Origin of the sequence: Inquilinus limosus DSM 16000 (assembly GCF_000423185.1) — a bacterium.
Classification (GTDB): domain Bacteria; phylum Pseudomonadota; class Alphaproteobacteria; order DSM-16000; family Inquilinaceae; genus Inquilinus; species Inquilinus limosus.
Window position 1 is genome coordinate 82417 of record NZ_AUHM01000031.1, and the last position, 18825, is coordinate 101241.

Annotated in this window: 17 protein-coding genes and 1 tRNA gene; 11 read left to right on the forward strand and 7 right to left on the reverse strand. The window is 69.9% G+C overall.

The window, feature by feature from the left end; all coding sequences use genetic code 11:
* Positions 1-3: 3 nt before the first annotated feature.
* From glgB to G537_RS0123280, 3 genes are all read right to left on the reverse strand, one after another.
* Positions 4-2253 (reverse strand): 1,4-alpha-glucan branching protein GlgB, encoded by a 2250-nt coding sequence (glgB, locus tag G537_RS0123270; protein ID WP_081688990.1) that lies wholly within the window; start codon positions 2251-2253, stop codon positions 4-6.
* 100 nt (positions 2254-2353) lie between these two features.
* Positions 2354-3649, reverse strand: coding sequence for a hypothetical protein (locus tag G537_RS39455; protein ID WP_034852724.1), 1296 nt, complete (start codon positions 3647-3649; stop codon positions 2354-2356).
* Between the two features lie 114 nt (positions 3650-3763).
* Positions 3764-4396: a LysE family translocator gene (locus tag G537_RS0123280; RefSeq protein ID WP_026872168.1), complete on the reverse strand. Its 633-nt coding sequence runs from the start codon at positions 4394-4396 to the stop codon at positions 3764-3766.
* 110 nt (positions 4397-4506) lie between these two features.
* Here G537_RS0123280 and G537_RS0123285 point away from each other — a divergent pair, with 110 nt between their 5' ends.
* From G537_RS0123285 to G537_RS0123310, 6 genes are all read left to right on the forward strand, one after another.
* Positions 4507-4965, forward strand: coding sequence for an Lrp/AsnC family transcriptional regulator (locus tag G537_RS0123285; RefSeq protein WP_026872169.1), 459 nt, complete (start codon positions 4507-4509; stop codon positions 4963-4965).
* 91 nt (positions 4966-5056) lie between these two features.
* Positions 5057-7018, forward strand: a complete 1962-nt coding sequence (locus G537_RS0123290; protein ID WP_026872170.1) for an acetyl-CoA carboxylase biotin carboxylase subunit — start codon at positions 5057-5059, stop codon at positions 7016-7018.
* Between the two features lie 15 nt (positions 7019-7033).
* Positions 7034-7339, forward strand: a complete 306-nt coding sequence (locus tag G537_RS0123295) for a hypothetical protein (protein WP_026872171.1) — start codon at positions 7034-7036, stop codon at positions 7337-7339.
* Positions 7336-7818, forward strand: a complete 483-nt coding sequence (locus tag G537_RS0123300; RefSeq protein WP_026872172.1) for a hypothetical protein — start codon at positions 7336-7338, stop codon at positions 7816-7818. Before G537_RS0123295 ends, G537_RS0123300 begins: the two co-directional genes overlap by 4 nt.
* The gene (locus G537_RS0123305) at positions 7815-8102 is read left to right on the forward strand and encodes an acylphosphatase (protein ID WP_026872173.1); all 288 of its coding nucleotides are present in this window, start codon (positions 7815-7817) and stop codon (positions 8100-8102) included. The genes G537_RS0123300 and G537_RS0123305 overlap by 4 nt, the downstream gene beginning before the upstream one ends.
* Positions 8087-8503, forward strand: a complete 417-nt coding sequence (locus G537_RS0123310) for an NUDIX domain-containing protein (RefSeq protein WP_026872174.1) — start codon at positions 8087-8089, stop codon at positions 8501-8503. Before G537_RS0123305 ends, G537_RS0123310 begins: the two co-directional genes overlap by 16 nt.
* A gap of 272 nt (positions 8504-8775) precedes the next feature.
* On the opposite strand, the gene G537_RS39460 is transcribed toward G537_RS0123310, so the two are convergent.
* Both G537_RS39460 and G537_RS0123320 read right to left on the reverse strand, forming a co-directional pair.
* A complete protein-coding gene (locus G537_RS39460) occupies positions 8776-10503 on the reverse strand; it encodes a methyltransferase regulatory domain-containing protein (RefSeq protein ID WP_155888731.1) in 1728 nt (575 codons plus the stop codon).
* A 36-nt stretch (positions 10504-10539) separates the two neighbouring features.
* Positions 10540-12078, reverse strand: coding sequence for an ATP-binding cassette domain-containing protein (locus G537_RS0123320; RefSeq protein WP_034852725.1), 1539 nt, complete (start codon positions 12076-12078; stop codon positions 10540-10542).
* A gap of 291 nt (positions 12079-12369) precedes the next feature.
* Between G537_RS0123320 and G537_RS0123325 the strand changes: the two genes are divergently transcribed.
* Entirely contained in the window at positions 12370-12615 is a 246-nt protein-coding gene (locus G537_RS0123325; protein ID WP_026872176.1) for a type II toxin-antitoxin system CcdA family antitoxin, read from the forward strand.
* Positions 12615-12917 (forward strand): CcdB family protein, encoded by a 303-nt coding sequence (locus G537_RS0123330; protein ID WP_051248963.1) that lies wholly within the window; start codon positions 12615-12617, stop codon positions 12915-12917. Before G537_RS0123325 ends, G537_RS0123330 begins: the two co-directional genes overlap by 1 nt.
* 172 nt (positions 12918-13089) lie before the next feature.
* On the opposite strand, the gene lipB is transcribed toward G537_RS0123330, so the two are convergent.
* Positions 13090-13818: a lipoyl(octanoyl) transferase LipB gene (lipB, locus tag G537_RS0123335; RefSeq protein WP_245579089.1), complete on the reverse strand. Its 729-nt coding sequence runs from the start codon at positions 13816-13818 to the stop codon at positions 13090-13092.
* Between the two features lie 60 nt (positions 13819-13878).
* Between lipB and G537_RS0123340 the strand changes: the two genes are divergently transcribed.
* The 3 genes from G537_RS0123340 to mgtE all read left to right on the forward strand — a co-directional run bounded on the left by G537_RS0123340 (position 13879) and on the right by mgtE (position 17812).
* A tRNA-Leu gene (locus G537_RS0123340) sits at positions 13879-13965 on the forward strand.
* A gap of 129 nt (positions 13966-14094) precedes the next feature.
* Positions 14095-16431: an NADP-dependent malic enzyme gene (locus tag G537_RS39465; RefSeq protein WP_051248966.1), complete on the forward strand. Its 2337-nt coding sequence runs from the start codon at positions 14095-14097 to the stop codon at positions 16429-16431.
* A gap of 1 nt (position 16432) precedes the next feature.
* Complete coding sequence (mgtE, locus tag G537_RS0123350) at positions 16433-17812, forward strand: magnesium transporter (protein WP_245579092.1); 1380 nt, start codon at positions 16433-16435, stop codon at positions 17810-17812.
* A gap of 276 nt (positions 17813-18088) precedes the next feature.
* Here the strand turns inward: mgtE and G537_RS0123355 are convergent, their stop codons facing one another.
* Positions 18089-18370, reverse strand: a complete 282-nt coding sequence (locus G537_RS0123355) for a hypothetical protein (RefSeq protein ID WP_155888732.1) — start codon at positions 18368-18370, stop codon at positions 18089-18091.
* Between the last annotated feature and the right edge of the window lie 455 nt (positions 18371-18825).

Consider the following 18825-nt stretch of genomic DNA (forward strand, 5'->3'; position numbering starts at 1 on the left):
GCCTCACCCCGCCCATTCGAACAGCACGGTCGCCAGCGGCGGCAGGGTCAGGCGCACCGAATGGGGCCGGCCGTGCCAGGGCGCGGCCTCGGCCTCGACGCTGCCGAGATTGCCCATGCCGGAGCCGCCGTAGACGGCGGCGTCGGTGTTCAGCCGTTCGAGCCAGCGGCCGCCGAAGGGCACGCCGATGCGGTAGTCCCGGCGCGGCACCGGGGTGAAGTTCGAGACCGCCAGGACCGGCCGGTCGCCGTCGCGGCCTCGGCGCAGCCAGACGAAGATCGAATCGGCGCTGTTGCTGGCGTCGACCCAGTCGAAGCCCTCCGGCTCGCAGTCATGGACGTGCAGGGCGGGAAGCTCGCGGTACAGGCGGTTCAGGTCGCCGATCAGCCGCTGCACCCCGGCATGGCGCTCGGCGCCCAGCAGGTGCCAGTCCAGGCTGCGGTCGTGGCCCCATTCGTTGCGCTGGGCGAATTCGCCGCCCATGAACAGCAGCTTCTTGCCCGGATGGGCCCACATGAAGCCGAAATAGGCGCGCAGATTGGCGAATTGCTGCCAGTCGTCGCCCGGCATCTTGCCCAGCAGCGAGCCCTTGCCGTGCACCACCTCGTCATGGCTCAGCGGCAGCACGAAGTTCTCGCTGAAGGCGTAGAGCAGGCCGAAGGTGAGGTCGGAATGGTGCCAGGTGCGGTGGACCGGATCCTTGCTCATGTAGCGCAAGGTGTCGTTCATCCAGCCCATGTTCCATTTGTAGCCGAAGCCGAGCCCCCCGAGATGGGCGGGGCGCGACACCGCCGGCCAGGCGGTCGATTCCTCGGCCAGCGTGGTCGCGCCGTCATGGCGGCCGAACACCTCGACATTGGTCTGGCGCAGGAAATCCACCGCCTCCAGATTCTCCCGGCCGCCGAACCGGTTCGGCACCCATTCGCCGGGCTTGCGGCTGTAGTCGAGATACAGCATCGAGGCCACGGCATCGACGCGCAGCCCGTCGACATGGAAGCGGTCGAGCCAGTAGAGGGCGTTGCCGAGCAGGAAGTTGCGCACCTCGCTGCGGCCGTAATTGTAGATCAGCGTGCCCCAGTCCTGGTGCATGCCCTGGCGCGGATCGGCATGCTCGTAGAGCGCGGTGCCGTCGAACCGGGCCAGGCCGTGCTCGTCGGTCGGGAAATGCCCCGGCACCCAGTCCAGCAGCACGCCCAGGCCCGCGCGATGGCAGCGGTCGACGAAGCCGGCGAAATCCTCGGGCGGGCCGAGGCGGCTGGTCGGGGCGTAGAGGCCGATCGGCTGATAGCCCCAGGAGCCGTCGAAGGGATGCTCGCTGACCGGCAGCAGCTCGATATGGGTGAAGCCGAGCCCGGCGGCATAGGGGATCAACTGGTCGCCCAGCTCGCGCCAGGACAGCGGCCGGCCGCCTTCCTCCGGCACCCGGCGCCAGGAGCCGGGATGCACCTCGTAGATGCTGATCGGCGCGTCGCGCCGCTGCGCCGCCGCTCGCCCCGCCAGCCATTCGGCGTCGTCCCAGCCGTATTCGGGCACGCCGTGCACGATCGAGGCGGTCTTCGGCGGGTGCTCGGCCCGGAAGGCGAAGGGGTCGGTCTTCAGCGGCAGCAGGTCGCCGTTCGGGCCGCGGATCTCGAATTTGTACGCCGCGCCGGGCCCGACCGCGGGCAGGAAGATCTCCCACACGCCGATGCCGGGATGCAGGCGCATCGGGTGCAGCCGCCCGTCCCAGCTGTTGAAGTCGCCGACCACGGCGACGCGCCGGGCGTTGGGGGCCCAGACCGCGAAGACGGTGCCGTCCACACCCTCCAGCGTGCGCGGATGGGCGCCGAGCCGGCGGTAGAGCTCGAGATGCGTGCCCTCGCCGAGCAGATGGAGGTCGAGCTCGCCGAAGCTCGACGGGAAGCGGTAGGGATCCTCGATCTCCCACACCCCGCCGGCGAAGCCGTAATCGATGCGCAGGCGGTAGCGCAGCGGGTGGGGGCGCGCCACCCGGCCGTCGAACAGCCCGGCGGGATGGCACCGGTTCAGCCGGGCCAGAACCTCGCCGTTGTCCGGGTCGACCGCCTCGACCGTCACGGCGTCCGGCCGGAAGCAGCGCACGATCGTGCCGTCCCCGTCCGGGTGGGGGCCGAGCACGCCGAACGGGTCGCGGTGGTCGGAGGCGACGAGCGCCGCGATGTCGGCGGACGAGGTCAGGCCATCCTGGGATCGGGCGTCCAGCTCCGCCGACGGGCGGGGATCGGTTCGGGTCATCGACACCTCCATCCTCCCGCGATCTTGACCGGTTCTCCGCAAACAACAAGGGCGGATCCGGGATGGATCCGCCCTCGCGTCGGGTACCGTGCCGGGCCGATCAGCCGCCGGAGCCGGGCGCGGCCGGGGCCGGCTGGCTGCCGCCCTCGGCCGGCGGGGTGGCCGGCGCCTCCGGCTGGCCGGTCTGGCCGGCTTCCGGGGTTGCGCCCTGGCCGTTCTGCTGCTTCTGCTTCTCCGCCTCGACCGCCGCCATCTGCTTCTGGATGAAGTCGGCCAGCTTGGCCGAGGCGTCTTCCGCCAGCGCCTTGTCGGTCTGCAGGGCCTGGTGGAAGAAGGCGCTGTAGTAGTTGTCGTCGAGCGTGAAGACCAGCGCGGCGGCGATCTTCTGCTGGTTCATCGTGCAGCTCAGATCGGCCCGCTTCATGGCGTAGGGGCCCATGATCACGGCCGGCTGGTCGCTGCTCTGCCAGTCGGTGTTGCAGACCGACTTCATGATCTCGAGATAGCGCTTGGCGAACTGGTCGATCTCGACCGCGTCGCCGCGCGGCTCCTGGTGCAGGCCGCCGACGACCTTGCCGTCGGTGCCGACCTGCCAGGCCTGGTTGATCTGCAGCGGGTCGCGCGGCAGCTTGCGCGGATCGGCGATGCCGACATTCTGCAGCCCGGCGCCGTTCAGGATGTCCTGCAGCGCCCCGACCGGCATGCCGAAGCCCTGGGCGCCGATCAGCGTGCGCGGGTCGACCGGCGGGTTGTTGGCCTGGGACTGCGCGATCAGCTGGCGGGCGGCGTCGATGCAGCTCTTCAGCGCGGCGAGGCCCGCCCCGGTGCCGGTGAGCGGGAAGGTGTATTCACCCTTCGGGGTGGTCACGATGGCCTTGTTGCCCTTGGCGATCGCCTGGAACAGGTCGCCGTTCGGCCCGGTCGGGATGACATAGGCCTCGGGGTTGACCGGCAGGGCCTCGAAGCTCTTGTCGAAGCTCGCGTCGACCCGGATGCGGCCCTGGCCCTTGTCGCCTTCCTTCAGCCCCCAGTCCTTCCGGATCAGGGCCACGTTGAAGGCATAGTCCGGCGCCATCTGGAAGCTCAGGGCGGAATTGCCGTCATAGGGCTTCTGGATGCCGCAATAGGCGAACTGGCCATTGCTCGGATTGGGGACGGCGCCGCCTCTCCAGCCGCCGGCGTCGATCCTGAATTCCTTCGGCAGCGGCACCTGTCGGCCCTGCTGCGGTGCCCCCTGGGCCGGCGGGGTCTGCTGCTGCGGCTGGGCGGCCGGGGCCGCGGGCGCCTCCGCCGGCTTCGCGGGCTGTTCCGGTTGGGCGGCCTGCTGCGCGATCGCCGGGGCGGCGAACAGGAGCGGGAGCAGCGCCACGCCGGCGCGGAGGATCGAAAGCTTCATTCCAGGACGCGTCCGTTCAGTTCTCCAGGCGGGGAGTCTCGAGCCTCCCGGCAGGGCCGGCACACTCGGCCAGAGCGGCGCGGCTTGTCAATCCGCGACGACGAAGCGAAGCGGCTACCACCGCAGATACAGCGCCAAAAACATATAGGCCGCGAACACCAGCAGCAGCAGGCCCGCGACGCGGTCGATCCACAGCAGCGTCCGCGGCGTCAGGCGGCCGCCGGTGGCGGAGACGACGAAGCTCAGCGTCGTGAACCAGGAGACGGAGCCGAGCAGCACGCCGGCGACCAGGATCAGGCCGGAGGCGAAGGACAGCGTCTCCGCCAGCCCGACCGCGGTGAAGGCGGTGGCGAAGGTCAGGATCGTCATCGGGTTGCTGAGGGTCAGCAGGAAGGCCGTCACGACCGCCGTGATCTCGCTGCCTTCCGTCCGCCCGGTCTCCGGGTCGCGCTCGATATGGCCGGCGTGCAGCAGGGTGCGGACGGCCAGCACGAGCAGCACGGTGCCGCCGATCAGGTGCAGCGCGTCCTTCAGCGTGATCAACCAGGCGCTCAGCGCCACCATGCCGAAGGCGGCGATCAGGCCGAACAACCCGTCCGCGAAGGCCGCGCCGACGCCGGTCAGGATGCCGAAGCGGGGGCCGTGGATCAGCGTCCGGCGGATGCACAGGACGCCGATGGGGCCGACCGGCGCGGCAATGGCGATACCGAGCGCGACGCCTTTGGCGAACAGGAAGGGATCAAGCATCACGGATGGGGTGCCGCCGGCCTCGTGTGATAACAGAGCGATCGCGAATGGTGGTTCGCCGGCCCTTCGATTAAACCAATGCGACGTCGAAACCAACGGGGGCGATTCGGATGGATGCGAAACACCGCCTCGATGCCATCGGTCGTACCCTCGTGCTGGCGCTGCAGGAGAACGCCCGGGCCAGCTATGCCGAGCTGGGCCGTCTGGTCGGCCTGTCGCCGCCGGCGGTGGCCGAGCGGGTGAAGCGGCTGGAGGATCAGGGTGTGATCAAGGGCTTCCGGGCCGAGATCGACCGCGCCCGCCTCGGCTACGGCCTCTCCGCCTTCGTCCGCCTGCGCTGCCGGGCGGAGACGTTCCCGGCGGTCGAGGATTTCGCCCGCACCGTGCCCGAGGTGGTGGAGTGTCACGAGGTCGCGGGCGAGGACGCCTATGTCTTCAAGGTGGTGGCCCGGTCGATCCAGCATCTCGACGAGATCCTGCTGCGCCTCGCCGCCTTCGGCGCCACCACCTCCTCGCTGATCCTGTCCTCCCCGGTCGCCAGCCGGGTGCTGCCGCCGGCGGGGGAGTAGGCGGAAGCAGTCCCCACCGCTTTCCTGTTGCGGCGCGGCACGGCTGGGACGCAATCTTGCGCCCATGGCCCGACCGCCTCTCGAAGGGACGATGTTCGACAAGATCCTGATCGCCAATCGCGGCGAGATCGCCTGCCGCGTCATCCGGACCGCGCGGCGCATGGGCATCAAGACCGTGGCCGTCTATTCCGAGGCCGATGCCGACGCGGTGCATGTCCGCCTGGCCGACGAGGCTGTGCCGATCGGCCCGGCGCCCTCGGCCCAGTCCTATCTGGTGATCGACCGAATCGTCGAAGCCTGCCGCGCCACCGGCGCCCAGGCGGTGCACCCCGGCTACGGCTTCCTGTCGGAGAATCCGCGCTTCTGCGCGGCGCTGGAGGCGGCGGGCATCGCCTTCATCGGCCCCGGCGTCAGCGCCATCGAGGCGATGGGCGACAAGATCGAATCGAAGAAGCTGGCCCAGGCCGCCGGGGTCTCGACCGTGCCCGGCCATCTGGCGCCGATCGCCGACGAGGAGGAGGCGGTCGCGGTCTGCCGCCGCATCGGCTATCCGGTGATGCTGAAGGCCTCGGCCGGCGGCGGCGGCAAGGGCATGCGCGTCGCCGGCAACGACGCCGAGGCGCGCGAGGGCTTCCGCTCCGCCCGCAACGAGGCGCGCTCCGCCTTCGGCGACGACCGGGTCTTCGCCGAGAAGTTCATCGAGGAGCCGCGGCACATCGAGATCCAGGTGCTGGCCGACGCGCACGGCAACACCGTCTATCTCGGCGAGCGCGAATGCTCGATCCAGCGCCGCCACCAGAAGGTGATCGAGGAGGCGCCGTCGCCCTTTCTGGACGAGGCCATCCGGCGGGCGATGGGCGAGCAGGCCTGCGCCCTGGCCCGGGCCGTCGGCTACCGCTCCGCCGGCACGGTCGAGTTCATCGTCGGTGCCGACCGCTCCTTCTACTTCCTGGAGATGAACACCCGCCTCCAGGTCGAGCATCCGGTGACCGAGGCGGTCACGGGCCTCGACCTGGTCGAGCTGATGATCCGAATCGCCGCCGGGGAGCCCCTGCCGTTCCGGCAGGACGACGTCCGGCTGCAGGGCTGGGCGATCGAGGCCCGGGTCTATGCCGAGGACCCACTGCGCGGCTTCCTGCCCTCGATCGGCCGGCTGACCCGCTATCGCGCGCCGGAGGAGGGGCCCGGGGTCCGGGTCGACACCGGCGTCGAGGAGGGCGGCGAGATCTCGATGCATTATGACCCGATGATCGCCAAGCTGATCGGCATCGGCGCCGACCGCGACGCGGCCATCGCCTCGATCCGCAGCGCCCTCGACGGCTTCGTGATCCGCGGCGTCAGCCACAACATCCCGTTCCTGGCGGCGCTGATGCACCATCCGCGCTTCGTCGAGGGCCGGCTGACCACCCGCTTCATCGCCGAGGAGTTCCCCGACGGCTTTCACGGCACCGCCCCGGCGGGAGAGGCGGCCGACCGCGTGGCCGCCCTCGGCGCCGCGCTGCTGCACCGCCTGGCCTTGCGCGGCGCCGCGGCCGGGCCGCGCGACTGGGTGCTGCGGTCCGGCCGACGGAACCGGCCGGTGACAGTGGAGGAGGCGGCGGACGGCTGGCGTGTCGTCCTCGACGGCCGGCCCTTCGCGGTCGCGGGACGCTGGCGGCCGGGCGAGATGCTGTTCGACGGCACGGTGGACGGCGAGCGCCTGGTGGCGCAGGTCGACCGCCGCCCGGTGGGGCTGCGCCTGACCCATGCCGGCGGCGAGGCCGACCTGGTGCTGCTGACGCCGCGCGCCGCGGCGCTGGCGGAGCTGATGCCGGTCAAGGCGCCGCCCGACATGTCGCGCTTCCTGCTGTCGCCGATGCCGGGCCTGCTGGTCTCGGTCGCGGTCGCCCCGGGCGAGCCGGTGCGTGCCGGGCAGGAGCTGGCGGTGGTCGAGGCGATGAAGATGGAGAACATCCTGCGGGCGGAGCGCGACGGCGTGGTCGGGGCCCTGCACGCCAAGCCGGGCGACAGCCTGGCGGTCGACCAGAAGATCCTGGAATTCGCAGCGGCCTGAGGCCGGGAGAACGCGATGCCGAACCTGATCCTCCGAATCACCCTGCCGGCGCTGCTGCTGGCCGGCTGCGGCGACGGCCTCATCCCGCCCGAGAATCCGGGGCCGCCGCCGCCGATCGCGCAGATGCGGGACGACGACCTGCACCCGCCGCCCGGCCCGACCGATCCTTTCATGATCCGGGTCGACGACCGGGCGCTGGGCGCCTGGGCCGACTACTGCACCCGGATCAAGGACCTGGCCGGCCCGAACCGGCCGCCGAGCGCGGAAAAGACGCGGATCGAGGGCGATCTGCGGAAGTGCGAGGAGATCTTCGCCCAGTGACGGGTCGCGGCACCGGGGACGAGGCCGAAGCCCGCGCCCGCTGGTTCGCCGATGTCATGGCCGGCCGCGGGGTGGGCGGCCGCCCCGGCCCGGCGGTGTCGGTCGGCGACCACGCCCAGGCGCTGCTGGTCGAGCTCGAGACCGTGTTCGGCGCCGGCGCCTGGGTCGCGACCGTGATCCTCGCCGTCGCCGTGATCGAAGCGCATCTGCGCGAGCAGGCGATCGCTTCCGGTCGGGCGCACGACCCCTATCTCAATGCCGGAAGGCTGTTCGCCGAGGCCGGGCTGGACGAGCGCTTCGACGTCCTGCGCCGGGCCCGCAACCGGGCGCTGCACGTCTCCGACCCGCCGACGCTGACGGTCGACATGCACTGGTTCGAGGCGGAGCGGCTGGAGGCCGAAGCGCGCTTCGCCGTCCGCCTGGTCGCCGCCGCGCTCTACGGCGGTGCGCTGCCGGAGGAACCGGAGGAGGAGGAATGAGCGCGGATCGCAAGACGCTGTCGCTGCGCATCACCGGCCGGGTCCAGGGCGTCGGCTACCGCGCCTGGCTGGCCGGCCAGGCCACGGCGGCCGGGCTGGACGGCTGGGTGCGCAACCGCCGCGACGGCTCGGTCGAGGCGCTGTTGTCCGGCCGGTCCGACGCCGTCGACCAGGTGGCCGCGGCCTGCCGCCGCGGGCCGAGCGTCGCGCTGGTCGACCGGGTGCAGATGACGGAGGCGGAGCCGCCCGACCATCCCGGCTTCGCGCAATGGCCGACGCTGTAACCGGCGCTCCTGCGCCGCGGCTCGGCGTCGGCGCCTTCATCTGCGACGCGTCGGGCCGGCTGCTGCTGGTGCAGCGGCGGCGGGAGCCGGAGGCCGGGCATTGGGGCCTGCCCGGCGGCAAGGTCGATTTCGGCGAGACGGTCGAAGCGGCGGTGCTGCGCGAGATCGAGGAGGAGCTCGGCGTCGTGCTGCGGCTCGATGGGCTGCTCTGCCTGGTCGACCAGATCGACCAGGCCGCCGGCAGCCATTGGGTGGCGCCGGTGTACCGCGCCGCGATCGCCGTGGGCGAGCCGGCGAACCGCGAGCCGGCGGCGCTGGCCGCGATCGGCTGGTTCGCCCTCGACGCCTTGCCGCAGCCGCTGACCCTGGCCACCCGGGTGGCGCTGGAGGCGGCGGCTTAGAGCGGGATGGGTTTAGATGGGTCATCCCGATTGAAGGCAGTGAGGCGTTGCCTCTCCCGCTTGCGGGAGAGGTCGGAGACGCGAAGCGGCTCCGGGTGAGGGGAATTTGTCGAGGCCCGGGCCAGCCCTCACCCGGTCTCGCTGCGCGAGCCCGACCTCTCCCGCGTCCGGCGGGAGAGGCAACGCGAAGACGCCCGACATCCCGTCAGCCCTGCCAGATGCGGTGACGTGACCCGACCTCAATTCATCCCGCTCTGGACCTCGCCGATACGTCAGAACACGAAACGCAGGGGGAACTGAGCCATGACCCGGTCGAGGTGCTCCCTGGCGCAGCGCCGGATGTCGTCGGGGTCGCTCACCGTCCGGTCGGCCAGCCTGAAGGACAGATCGCCCTTCGCGACGCATTCGACGAGCCGCTCGATCAGGTCCTCTTCCCCCTGCGTTCCGTCGAGATGCGCGATCAGGCAGCGTTCCACCACGTCGAGAACGACCGAGTCGTGCCAAGCGTTGGTGATCCGGGCCATCCCCGCCTTCTCCGTGCACGCCGCATAGCGCCGCCACGCCTCCGGCACCGCAAACGCCGGCCCGGGCTTGGCCACCGGGCTCAGCCGGACCTTCCCGCGATCGAGCATCACCAGCAATTCGATGAGGTCGGTCACCTCGGCTTCGGCTTCGGCCGGCATCTCGCCGGGGAGGGCGGCTTCGACCGCCGCCATCAGCGACCGGAAATCCAGCGTCCCCGGCCAGGCCGCGGTCAGCGCCGCCGCCGCCGCCTTAACCGATCGCTTCGGCAGTATCACGGGACGGAGGCTCGGCGGGCCGTAGGGCCGCGGCGCATCGTCCAGCACGGCGTCTCCCTGGGGCGGAAGGAAGGCGGCGACATGAAGCTGCCGCAGCCGCTCGCCGTCGAGGCGGTAGCGAATATCCCCGGCCCGATCGGCATGGACCAGAAGGGTCTGGCGAAACGCCCGGTTGCTGACGAAATCGAGATACTGCTCGAGCCGGATCTGGCTGTCGCCGCATTCCCGCAGCAGCGGGCCGGCGACGGAAGCGCCGAAATTGGCGGCGAACATCGACGACGGCACCGCATCGCCGAGATAGGCCAGCCCGGCCTTCTCCGCCGCCGCGACGAAGTCCCCGAAATAACAGGGCGAGTTGTAGAGCTCAAGGAACTCGTGCTGGAGATAGGATTCGTGGAACGATTTCAGGGCGCCGGTCTGCTCGGCCACGATGCGGCCCATCAGGCTGTTGGGGTCGGTGACGCCGGAGAGGAAATCGATCATCCCCCGGGCATAGGCCAGCGGCTGTTCTTTCGACCCTGCGTGGCGGCTGCGCAGGATCATGGCGTCGCGCATGACCTCCTTCGCCTTCCAGCCCGGATAGCAGTTGTAGCTGACGAAGGCGACGCCATCGGGGGCGAGGTTCTCACGGCAGACGCGAAGGATCGCCTCCTGCACTTCCGGCGGCACCCAGCTGTAGACGCCGTGGCAGATGATGTAGTCGAAGACCCCGAGCGTCGGGGCGATCTCGCTCAGATCGCCCTGGTGCAGCTCGATGTTGTTCAGCCCGAGTTCGGCGGCGGTCCTCCGTCCCGCGTCGATCTGGACCGGCGACAGGTCGATGCCGACCACACGGCTCTCCGGATACCGCAGCGCGAGCGGCAGGATGTTGCCGCCGGACGCGCAACCCAGCTCCAGCACCCGGCTGGTCGCGACCTTCGGGGCCGACAGGCCGAAGAGATGCGCGACGGTCTCGAGGTGGTCGGGGGACGTGGTCGGGAAGGAATGGGAATCATACGGGACCGTGTCGTAGGCGTCCCTGATCTGATCGATGATATCGGACATGCGCACTCCGTCGGCTCGAAATCGCCCGCTTTGGTTCCTCGCGGGCAGGCTCAGGCTGGCAGCCGTTTCGGTGGCCCGTCCGAAAGGATGGTCGCCCCTTGAAATGACCCATCCTAACAGCAGGTCGGAGAGCTTTCCTAGTCGCGGATGCGCCACAAGCGACAGGGTGCGGCCGGAATGTTCCCGGCCGATTCAGGCTGCGGCCGCCGCCCGCTCCAGGAACTCGTCCGGCCCCTCGACCTCGACCAGCCGGCGGTTGCGGATCTCCAGATAGCGGGTGCCGATGCCGCGCAGCATGCGCCGGTCATGGGTGACGAAGACGCAGGTCGCGTCGTCGCGCGACAGCAGGTCCTCCAGCCGCTCGCGCCCGGCGATGTCCAGGTGGTTGGTCGGTTCGTCCAGCAGATAGATGTTGGGCTGGCGCAGCCGCAGCAGCAGGAAGGTGAAGCGCAGCTGCTCGCCATAGCTGAGCTGGGCGACCGGCGTCGCCTGCCTCTCGATCGGGATGCCGATGTTGTGCAGCTCCCGCACCAGCTCGGAATCGCGCAGGGTCGAGGCCGCCTGCAGCGCCCGGTTCACCGGCATCTGCCGCGGCAGGTCGGACAGGTGCTGGTCGAGATAGCCGGGCCGCAGCTGCGGGTTGGCGGTGATCGACTGGCCGATCGGCGCGTCGCCCGCCGCCGCCCGGGTGATCGCCGCCATCAGGTCGCGGATCAGATGCGATTTGCCGGTGCCGTTCAGGCCGAGAAGGGCGATGCGGTCGCCGCGGCGGATGAACTCCTGCTCGATGCGCAGCAGCTCGCGCCCGGTCTCGGTGCGCACGACGTGGTCCTTGATGCGCACCAGCGTCTCGCGCTGGACCGCGCCGGTGTCGAGGTTGATGTCCCGCCGCGCCTCGCGATGCGCCACGGTGGCGCGCGCCCGCTGCTGCTCGGCCCGGGCCGCGACCGCCTTGGCCCGCCGGGCCATATCGGGATTGTGCCCCTTCAGGTTGGACCAGATCGCCAGACGCTTGGCCGCGCGCTCCAGCCGCTCGACCTCCTTCTCGTCGCGCTCGGCCTGCTGCAGCGCCGCCAGGTCCTCTCGGATCAGCTCCTGCCGTGCCTGGGAGAAGGAGGTGCCGTAGGCGCGCACCCGGTCGCCGCGCAGGATGATGGTCCGGTCGGTCACCCGGTCCAGGAACTCGCGGTCGTGCGATACCAGGATGAAGGGCAGACGCAGATGCTCGGTCAGCCACCGCTCCAGCCGCATCACCTTGCCGACGTCGAGATGGTTGGTCGGCTCGTCCAGGATCAAGAGGTCGGGGTCGGCCAGCGTCGCCCGCGCCACCAGCAGCAGGCGCTGCCAGCCGCCGGACAGCTCGGCGACCGTCTGCGCATGCCAAAGCTCCGGCTCGATTCCCAGCTCGTCCAGCACCACGTCGGCACGCCAGGCCTGATCGTCGCGCGCCGCCTCGGGCAGGGCCCGCACCATCGCCTCGTGCAGGGTCAGGGGCAGGATCCCGGCCGGCACCGCCTGCGGCACATGGCCGATCAGGAGGCCGCGCTTACGCACGATGCGGCCGCGGTCCAGCTCGGTCTCGCCCAGCAGCGCCCGGATCAGGGTCGACTTGCCGCTGCCGTTGTCGCCGACCAGGCCGATCCGGTCGTCGGGATGGACGGCGAAGCTGGCGTCCTGGAACAGCGCCCGGCCGCCGATCTTGAGGGTGATGGCTTCGGCCTGGAGGAGCATGATGGGACTCGGATTCGGCGATCGGACCGGGGAGGGTACCAGATGCCCGATCGGAACAAGACGAAAGATCGTGACCCGAAGGACTCGGCCGACGAGGCCAGGCGCCGGGACGAGGCGGCGGCCTGGAGGAAGCGAAACGCTGAGGCAACCCGGAGCCACAACGAGCGGGTTGAACGGGAAGGATTGATTCTGGAGAAGTATTGGCGACTGCGGTGTGATCGGTGTGGAGGAATGTCCCCAGCCGAGTCAGACAATCTTGCTATGCGCACCGGGAGTGCGCATACTGTGCCCATGATCTCGACCGACGAAAAGCGCACCCCGCGCCGTGCGACCAATCTCAGCCTCTCGGCCGAGGCGACCCGCCGCGCCAGGGAATATGGCCTGAACATTTCCAGGATCGCCGAGGATGCGATCGTCGAGGCGGTGCGCCGGCACGAGGGCGAGCTCTGGAAGCAAGAGAATGCCGAGGCGATCCGAAGCTACAATGAATGGGTAGCGGAAGAGGGGCTGCCCTTCGCGAAATTCCGGCAATTCTGATGCGCTTCGACGTCCATCGCGTCACGGGATCCGATGTGGCTCTCGCGCTGAAGGTTCAATCGGAGTTCCATGACCATCTGGACACCTGCGTGGTCGTGCCGCTCATTCCTCTCGCTCGAACCAAGATGAAGCCGGCGCAGCGGCTGCAGCCCGTCTTCAACGTTGCCGGTCAGCCTTATATTCTTGCTACGCCTGCGATGGCCTCGGTTCCTGTCGGCAGCCTTGGTGATCGCATTGGGTCTCTGGCCGACCAGCATTCGGCCATCGTCGACGCCCTGGACTTCCTGTTCCAGGGCTTCTGATACCAGCGGCTTTCGAGATCGACTTTTCAGTCCCTTCCCCGTCATGGCGAGGCGCGGAGCGCCGTGGCCATCCAAGGGGCCGATGCGAGCGGCCCTGGATAGCCACGCCCCCCAATTGGACTCAGGGGCGGGGCTCGCCATGACGGATCAATGTTTCAGACGCTGGTCTGATTCACCCCTCGAACACCTCGTCCCAGGCCTCGCGCAGGGCCAGGTCGACATCCGCCATGGTCACCGGCAGGCCGAGATCGACCAGGGAGGTCACGCCGTACTGGGCCAGGCCGCAGGGCACGATGCCGGCGAAATGCGACAGATCGGGGTCGACGTTCAGGGCCACGCCGTGGAAGGTCACCCATTGCCGCACCCGCACCCCGATCGCGGCGATCTTCTTCTCGAAACCGTCGCGCTCGACCCAGATGCCGACCCGGCCCTCGCGCCGTTCGCCCTTCACCTGGAACCGCGCCAGGGCGCGGATCAGCCACTCCTCCAGCGCATGAACATAGGCGCGCACATCCGGGTTGCGCCGTTTCAGGTCGACCATGACGTAGCCGACCCGCTGCCCCGGCCCGTGATAGGTGTACTGGCCGCCGCGGCCGGTGCGGAAGACCGGGAAGCGGCCGGGCGCCAGCAGGTCGCCGTCCTGGGCGCTGGTGCCGGCGGTGTAGAGCGGCGGGTGCTCCAGCAGCCACACCAGCTCCGGCGCGGTGCCGGCGCGAATCGCCGCGACCCGGGCCTCCATCGCCGCCAGCGCCTCGGGATAGGGCACCGGGCCGTCGTCGATGCGCCAGTCGGGGGGGCGCCAGTCGGGCGCGGGCCGGGCCGGGCCGCCCGGAACGGCGGTTTCGGCGACGGCGGAAGACGGAATCGCGATCATCTCATCGGGCTGCTTGATCGGGCGCATGCGATCTGCTAATCCCCCCGCACCTCGGAAGGCAAGGCCCCTCGTGGGCACGCCTGCCGTGCGGTCGTGGCGGAATTGGTAGACGCGCAGCGTTGAGGTCGCTGTGGGCTAACCCCCGTGGAAGTTCGAGTCTTCTCGACCGCACCATTCTTCGCAAGGCCCGCCCTCACCGGCGGGCCTTTCGCGTTTCGGGAGGCAGCCTCCCGTCGCGGCCCTTCCGCCCGGGCGGAACGCTGCCTATAACGGCTCGACCCGTAACGCTGTCCGGATCCCCTGATGTCCAGCGATCTGCGCGAAGCTGCCCTCGACTACCACCGCCTCCCGACCCCCGGAAAGATCGCGGTGGCCCCGACCAAGCCGCTGGCCACGCAGCGCGACCTGGCCCTGGCCTATTCGCCCGGCGTCGCCGCGGCGTGCGAGGCGATCGTCGCCGACCCGCAGGAGGCGTCGCGCGTCACCAGCCGCGGCAACCTCGTCGCCGTGATCTCGAACGGCACCGCCGTGCTCGGCCTCGGCAACATCGGCCCGCTCGCCGCCAAGCCGGTGATGGAGGGCAAGGGCGTCCTGTTCAAGAAGTTCGCCGGCATCGACGTCTTCGACATCGAGGTCAACGAGACCGACCCGGACAAGCTGGTCGACATCATCGTGGCGCTGGAGCCGACCTTCGGCGGCATCAACCTCGAGGACATCAAGGCGCCAGAGTGCTTCGAGGTCGAATCCAAGGCCCGGGCGCGGATGAAGATCCCGGTTTTCCACGACGACCAGCACGGCACCGCCATCATCGTCGCCGCCGCCATCACCAACGGGCTGCGCGTCGTCGGCAAGGACCTGAAATCGGTCAAGCTGGTCGCCTCCGGCGCCGGCGCCGCGGCGCTGGCCTGCCTCGACCTCCTGGTCGACATGGGGCTGCCGCTCGAGAACATCTGGGTCACCGACATCGCCGGCGTGGTCTGGGAAGGCCGCACCGAGCTGATGGACCCGCGCAAGCAGCGCTACGCCCGCAAGACCGAGGCGCGGACGCTGGCCGAGGTGATCGGCGGCGCCGACATCTTTCTCGGCCTGTCGGCGCCGCGGGTGCTGACGCAGGAGATGGTGCAGCGCATGGCCGACCGGCCGATCATCATGGCGCTGGCCAACCCGACGCCGGAGATCATGCCGGAGGAGGTCAAGGCCATCCGCCCCGACGCGGTGATCGCCACCGGCCGGTCGGACTATCCGAACCAGGTCAACAACGTCCTCTGCTTCCCCTTCATCTTCCGCGGCGCGCTCGACGTCGGCGCCACGGCGATCAACGAGGCGATGAAGATCGCCGCGGTGCAGGCGATCGCCGATCTGGCGATGCAGGAGGGGTCGGACATCGTCGCCACCGCCTATGGCGACCAGCAGCTCAGCTTCGGCCCGGACTACCTGATCCCGAAGCCCTTCGACCCGCGGCTGATCATCAAGATCGCGCCGGCGGTGGCGAAGGCGGCGATGGAGTCGGGCGTCGCCACCCGGCCGATCGAGGATTTCGCCGCCTATGCCGGCAAGCTGGAGGAGTTCGTCTTCCGCTCCGGCCTCGTCATGCGGCCGGTGTTCAACCTGGCGAAGCAGGAGCCCAAGCGCGTCGCCTATGCCGAGGGCGAGGACGAGCGCGTGCTGCGCGCGGTCCAGGTCGTGCTCGACGACCAGCTGGCCAGGCCGATCCTGATCGGCCGCCGCGGCGTGGTCGAGCGGCGGATCGAGAAGCTCGGCCTGCGGCTGAAGCTCGACCGCGACGTCGAGCTGGTCGACCCCGAGGACGACCCCCGCTACACCGAATACTGGCGCCTGTACCACCAGCTGCTGGCCCGGCGCGGCGTCTCGCCGGACGTGGCCCGCACCGTGGTGCGCACCAACTCGACCGTGATCGCGGCGCTGATGGTGCAGAAGCAGGAAGCCGACGCCATGATCTGCGGCAGCTACGGCCCGTACCGGCCGCATCTGCGGGACGTGCTCAGCGTCATCGGCCTGGCGCCGGGGGTGACCACCCCGGCCGCGCTCAGCGCCCTGGTGCTGCCGCGCGGCACCTTCTTCCTGGCCGACACCTACATCACCCCGGACCCGACGCCGGAGCAGATCGCCGAGACCACGCTGCTGGCGGCGGAGGAGATCAAGCGCCTCGGCATCGTGCCGAAGGTGGCGCTGCTGTCGCACTCCAACTTCGGCACCATGGACGGGCCGTCGCCGGTGAAGATGCGCCACGCCCTGTCGCTGATCCGCGCGCAGGCGCCGGACCTCGAGGTCGAGGGCGAGATGCATGCCGACGCCGCGCTGTCGGAGGAGATCCGCCAGCGGATCTTCCCGGACAGCAAGCTGACCGGCAGCGCCAACCTCCTGGTGCTGCCGTCGCTCGACGCCGCCAACATCGCCTTCAACATGCTGAAGGTGCTGGGCGAGGCGATCTCGATCGGCCCGATGCTGCTCGGCGTCGCCCGGCCGGCGCATATCGTCACCCCGTCGGTGTCGGTGCGCGGCCTCGTCAACGTCACCGCGATCGCCACGGTCGACGCGCAGCTGGCGGGGGCGGTCTGCCCGATCGACGCCCATGCCCGGCAGGCGTCGCATCTGGCGCTCGAAGCCCTGTCGGTGTGAGGTGACGGAGACGGCGCCGGCCGAGCCCCAGGAGTACGGTCTGCCGCCCGGTTTCGTGCAGGAGATCGAGGAGGCGCTCGACGCCCAGCGCTTCGAGACCGTGGAGGAGCGGCTGGCGCCGCTCCATTCCGCCGATCTGGCCGCGCTGCTGGAGGCGCTGCATCCGGACGACCGCCGCGTCGTCGTCGGGCTGATCCGGGTCCAGCTCACCACCGACGCCGAGGCGCTGGCCTGGCTGAACGAGGACGTCCGGCAGGAGGTGCTCGACCTGCTCGGGCCGCAGGACGTCGCGGCCGCGCTGCAGGAGCTCGATTCCGACGACGCGCTGGCCCTGATCGAGACCCTCGACGAGGGCGGGCGGGACGCGGTCCTGGCCAACGTCCCGGCGGAGGACCGGCGCGTCCTGCTCGAAGGGCTCGACTTCCCGGAATACTCCGCCGGCCGGCTGATGCAGCGCGAGCTGGTGGCGGTGCCGGACTACTGGACCGTCGGCAAGACCATCGACTGGCTGCGCACGGCCGAGGATCTGCCGGACGAGTTCTACAGCCTGTTCCTGGTCGACGTGCACGGCCGGCCGACCGGCCAGCTGCCGCTCGCGCGCTTCCTGCGCGGCCGGCGCCCCGCCAGGCTGTCGGAGCTGGGGCTCGAGGACATCCATCCGATCCCGGCGGCCATGGACCAGGAGGAGGTGGCGCTGCTCTTCCGGCGCTACGGCATGGTCTCGGCGCCGGTCGTCGACCAGGACGGCAGGCTGCTCGGCGTCATCACCCTCGACGACGTGGTCGACGTCATCGACGAGGAGGCGGAGGAGGACATCTTCCGCCTCGGCGGCATCGGCGAGCAGAGCGACCTCTACCGCGACGTCGCCGCCACCACCCGCTCGCGCTTCTCCTGGCTGTTCGTCAACCTGCTGACCGCGGTCCTGGCCTCGGCGGTGATCGGGCTGTTCGAGGATACGATCAGCAAGGTCGTGGCGCTGGCCGTGCTGATGCCGATCGTCGCCTCGATGGGCGGCAATGCCGGCACCCAGACCCTGACCGTCGCGGTGCGGGCCCTGGCGATGCGCGAGCTGACCGACAGCAACGCCGTCCGCGTCCTGTGGAAGGAGGTGCTGGTCGGCGCCCTCAACGGCCTGATGTTCGCGGCGATCGCCGGCGGGGTCGTTTGGCTCTGGTTCTCGGATCCGCGCCTGGCGCTGGTGATCGGCGCGGCCATGATCATCAACCTGCTGGCCGCCGCCTTCTCGGGCACGGTGATCCCGCTGGCGCTGCAGCGCTTCGGGGTCGATCCGGCGGTGTCCAGCGGCGTGTTCCTGACCACGGTCACCGACGTGATCGGCTTCTTCGCCTTCCTCGGCCTGGCCGCGCTGGTCCTGCTGTGACCGCCGCCGCCTGATCATCCTGCCCCGTCGTCAGGGAACGACGAAAGCAGCCCGGAGCGCGCAAATCGCCTCTCCCGCTTGCGGGAGAGGTCGGAGACGCGAAGCGGCTCCGGGTGAGGGCCCTTTGTCGAGGCCTGTGCCAGCCCTCACCCGGACATCCTGGCGGATGTCCGACCTCTCCCGCGTCCGGCGGGAGAGGTCACGCACGGCCGAGCCTCGATCACCATCGCCTGTGCCGAAGGCTTTGGCCGGCAGCGACGGGATAGGACCATTGGCTCAGGCGGTGCCGGAGCTCTTGGCCTCGGCGGCGGCGGTGATGACGTTGCGGGCGATGTTCAGGGCCGGGATCTTCAGGTTCTGGCCGCCCGGCACGCCGCGGGTCAGCCGCTCGACCACCGCTTCGACCTTCTCGACGGGAATCGACTCGACGCCCGGCAGCAGCGCCACCACGGCCGCCAGCCCGACCACCTGACCGAAGCGCAGGTCGCTCGCCACCGCCAGCTTCTTCAATGCTTCGCGCAGATCGGCTTCGCTAATACCAGTGGATTCCACGCTCAATACGCCCTCCCTCATCGGCTCTGGGGCCACTGCGCAATTGCAGTGCATATCCCGTCATGAATACTCAGGGTTGTACGGGGCGATCCCGGCCGCTGTCCAGCCGTTCTCACGACCTCCCTGAGTCTATCCCGCCGGCCGGGGCAATGCGACCGCAAACGCCGCCCCGGTTGTCGCGGCCGGGGCCGGCGCCTCGTCCGCTCGTCTCATCTCCTGCCAGTCCATGCCGCCGCCCGCCGCCGGCGATCGGGTCCGAAATCGCGCATGCAATTTTATTTTATCATATAGAAATAAAATAACTGTTCGACAGAAACGATAGAACAGGATCGAGTGATTGAATTTATCTGGGGCCAAATCCATCCGTCTATTTCGTCACTGAAAAGTAAAAAACGAGAATTTCTATGGACAGCCATATCGCTTTTTGCCTGAATGCCGGCTGGCTGGCCCAATGGGCGGCG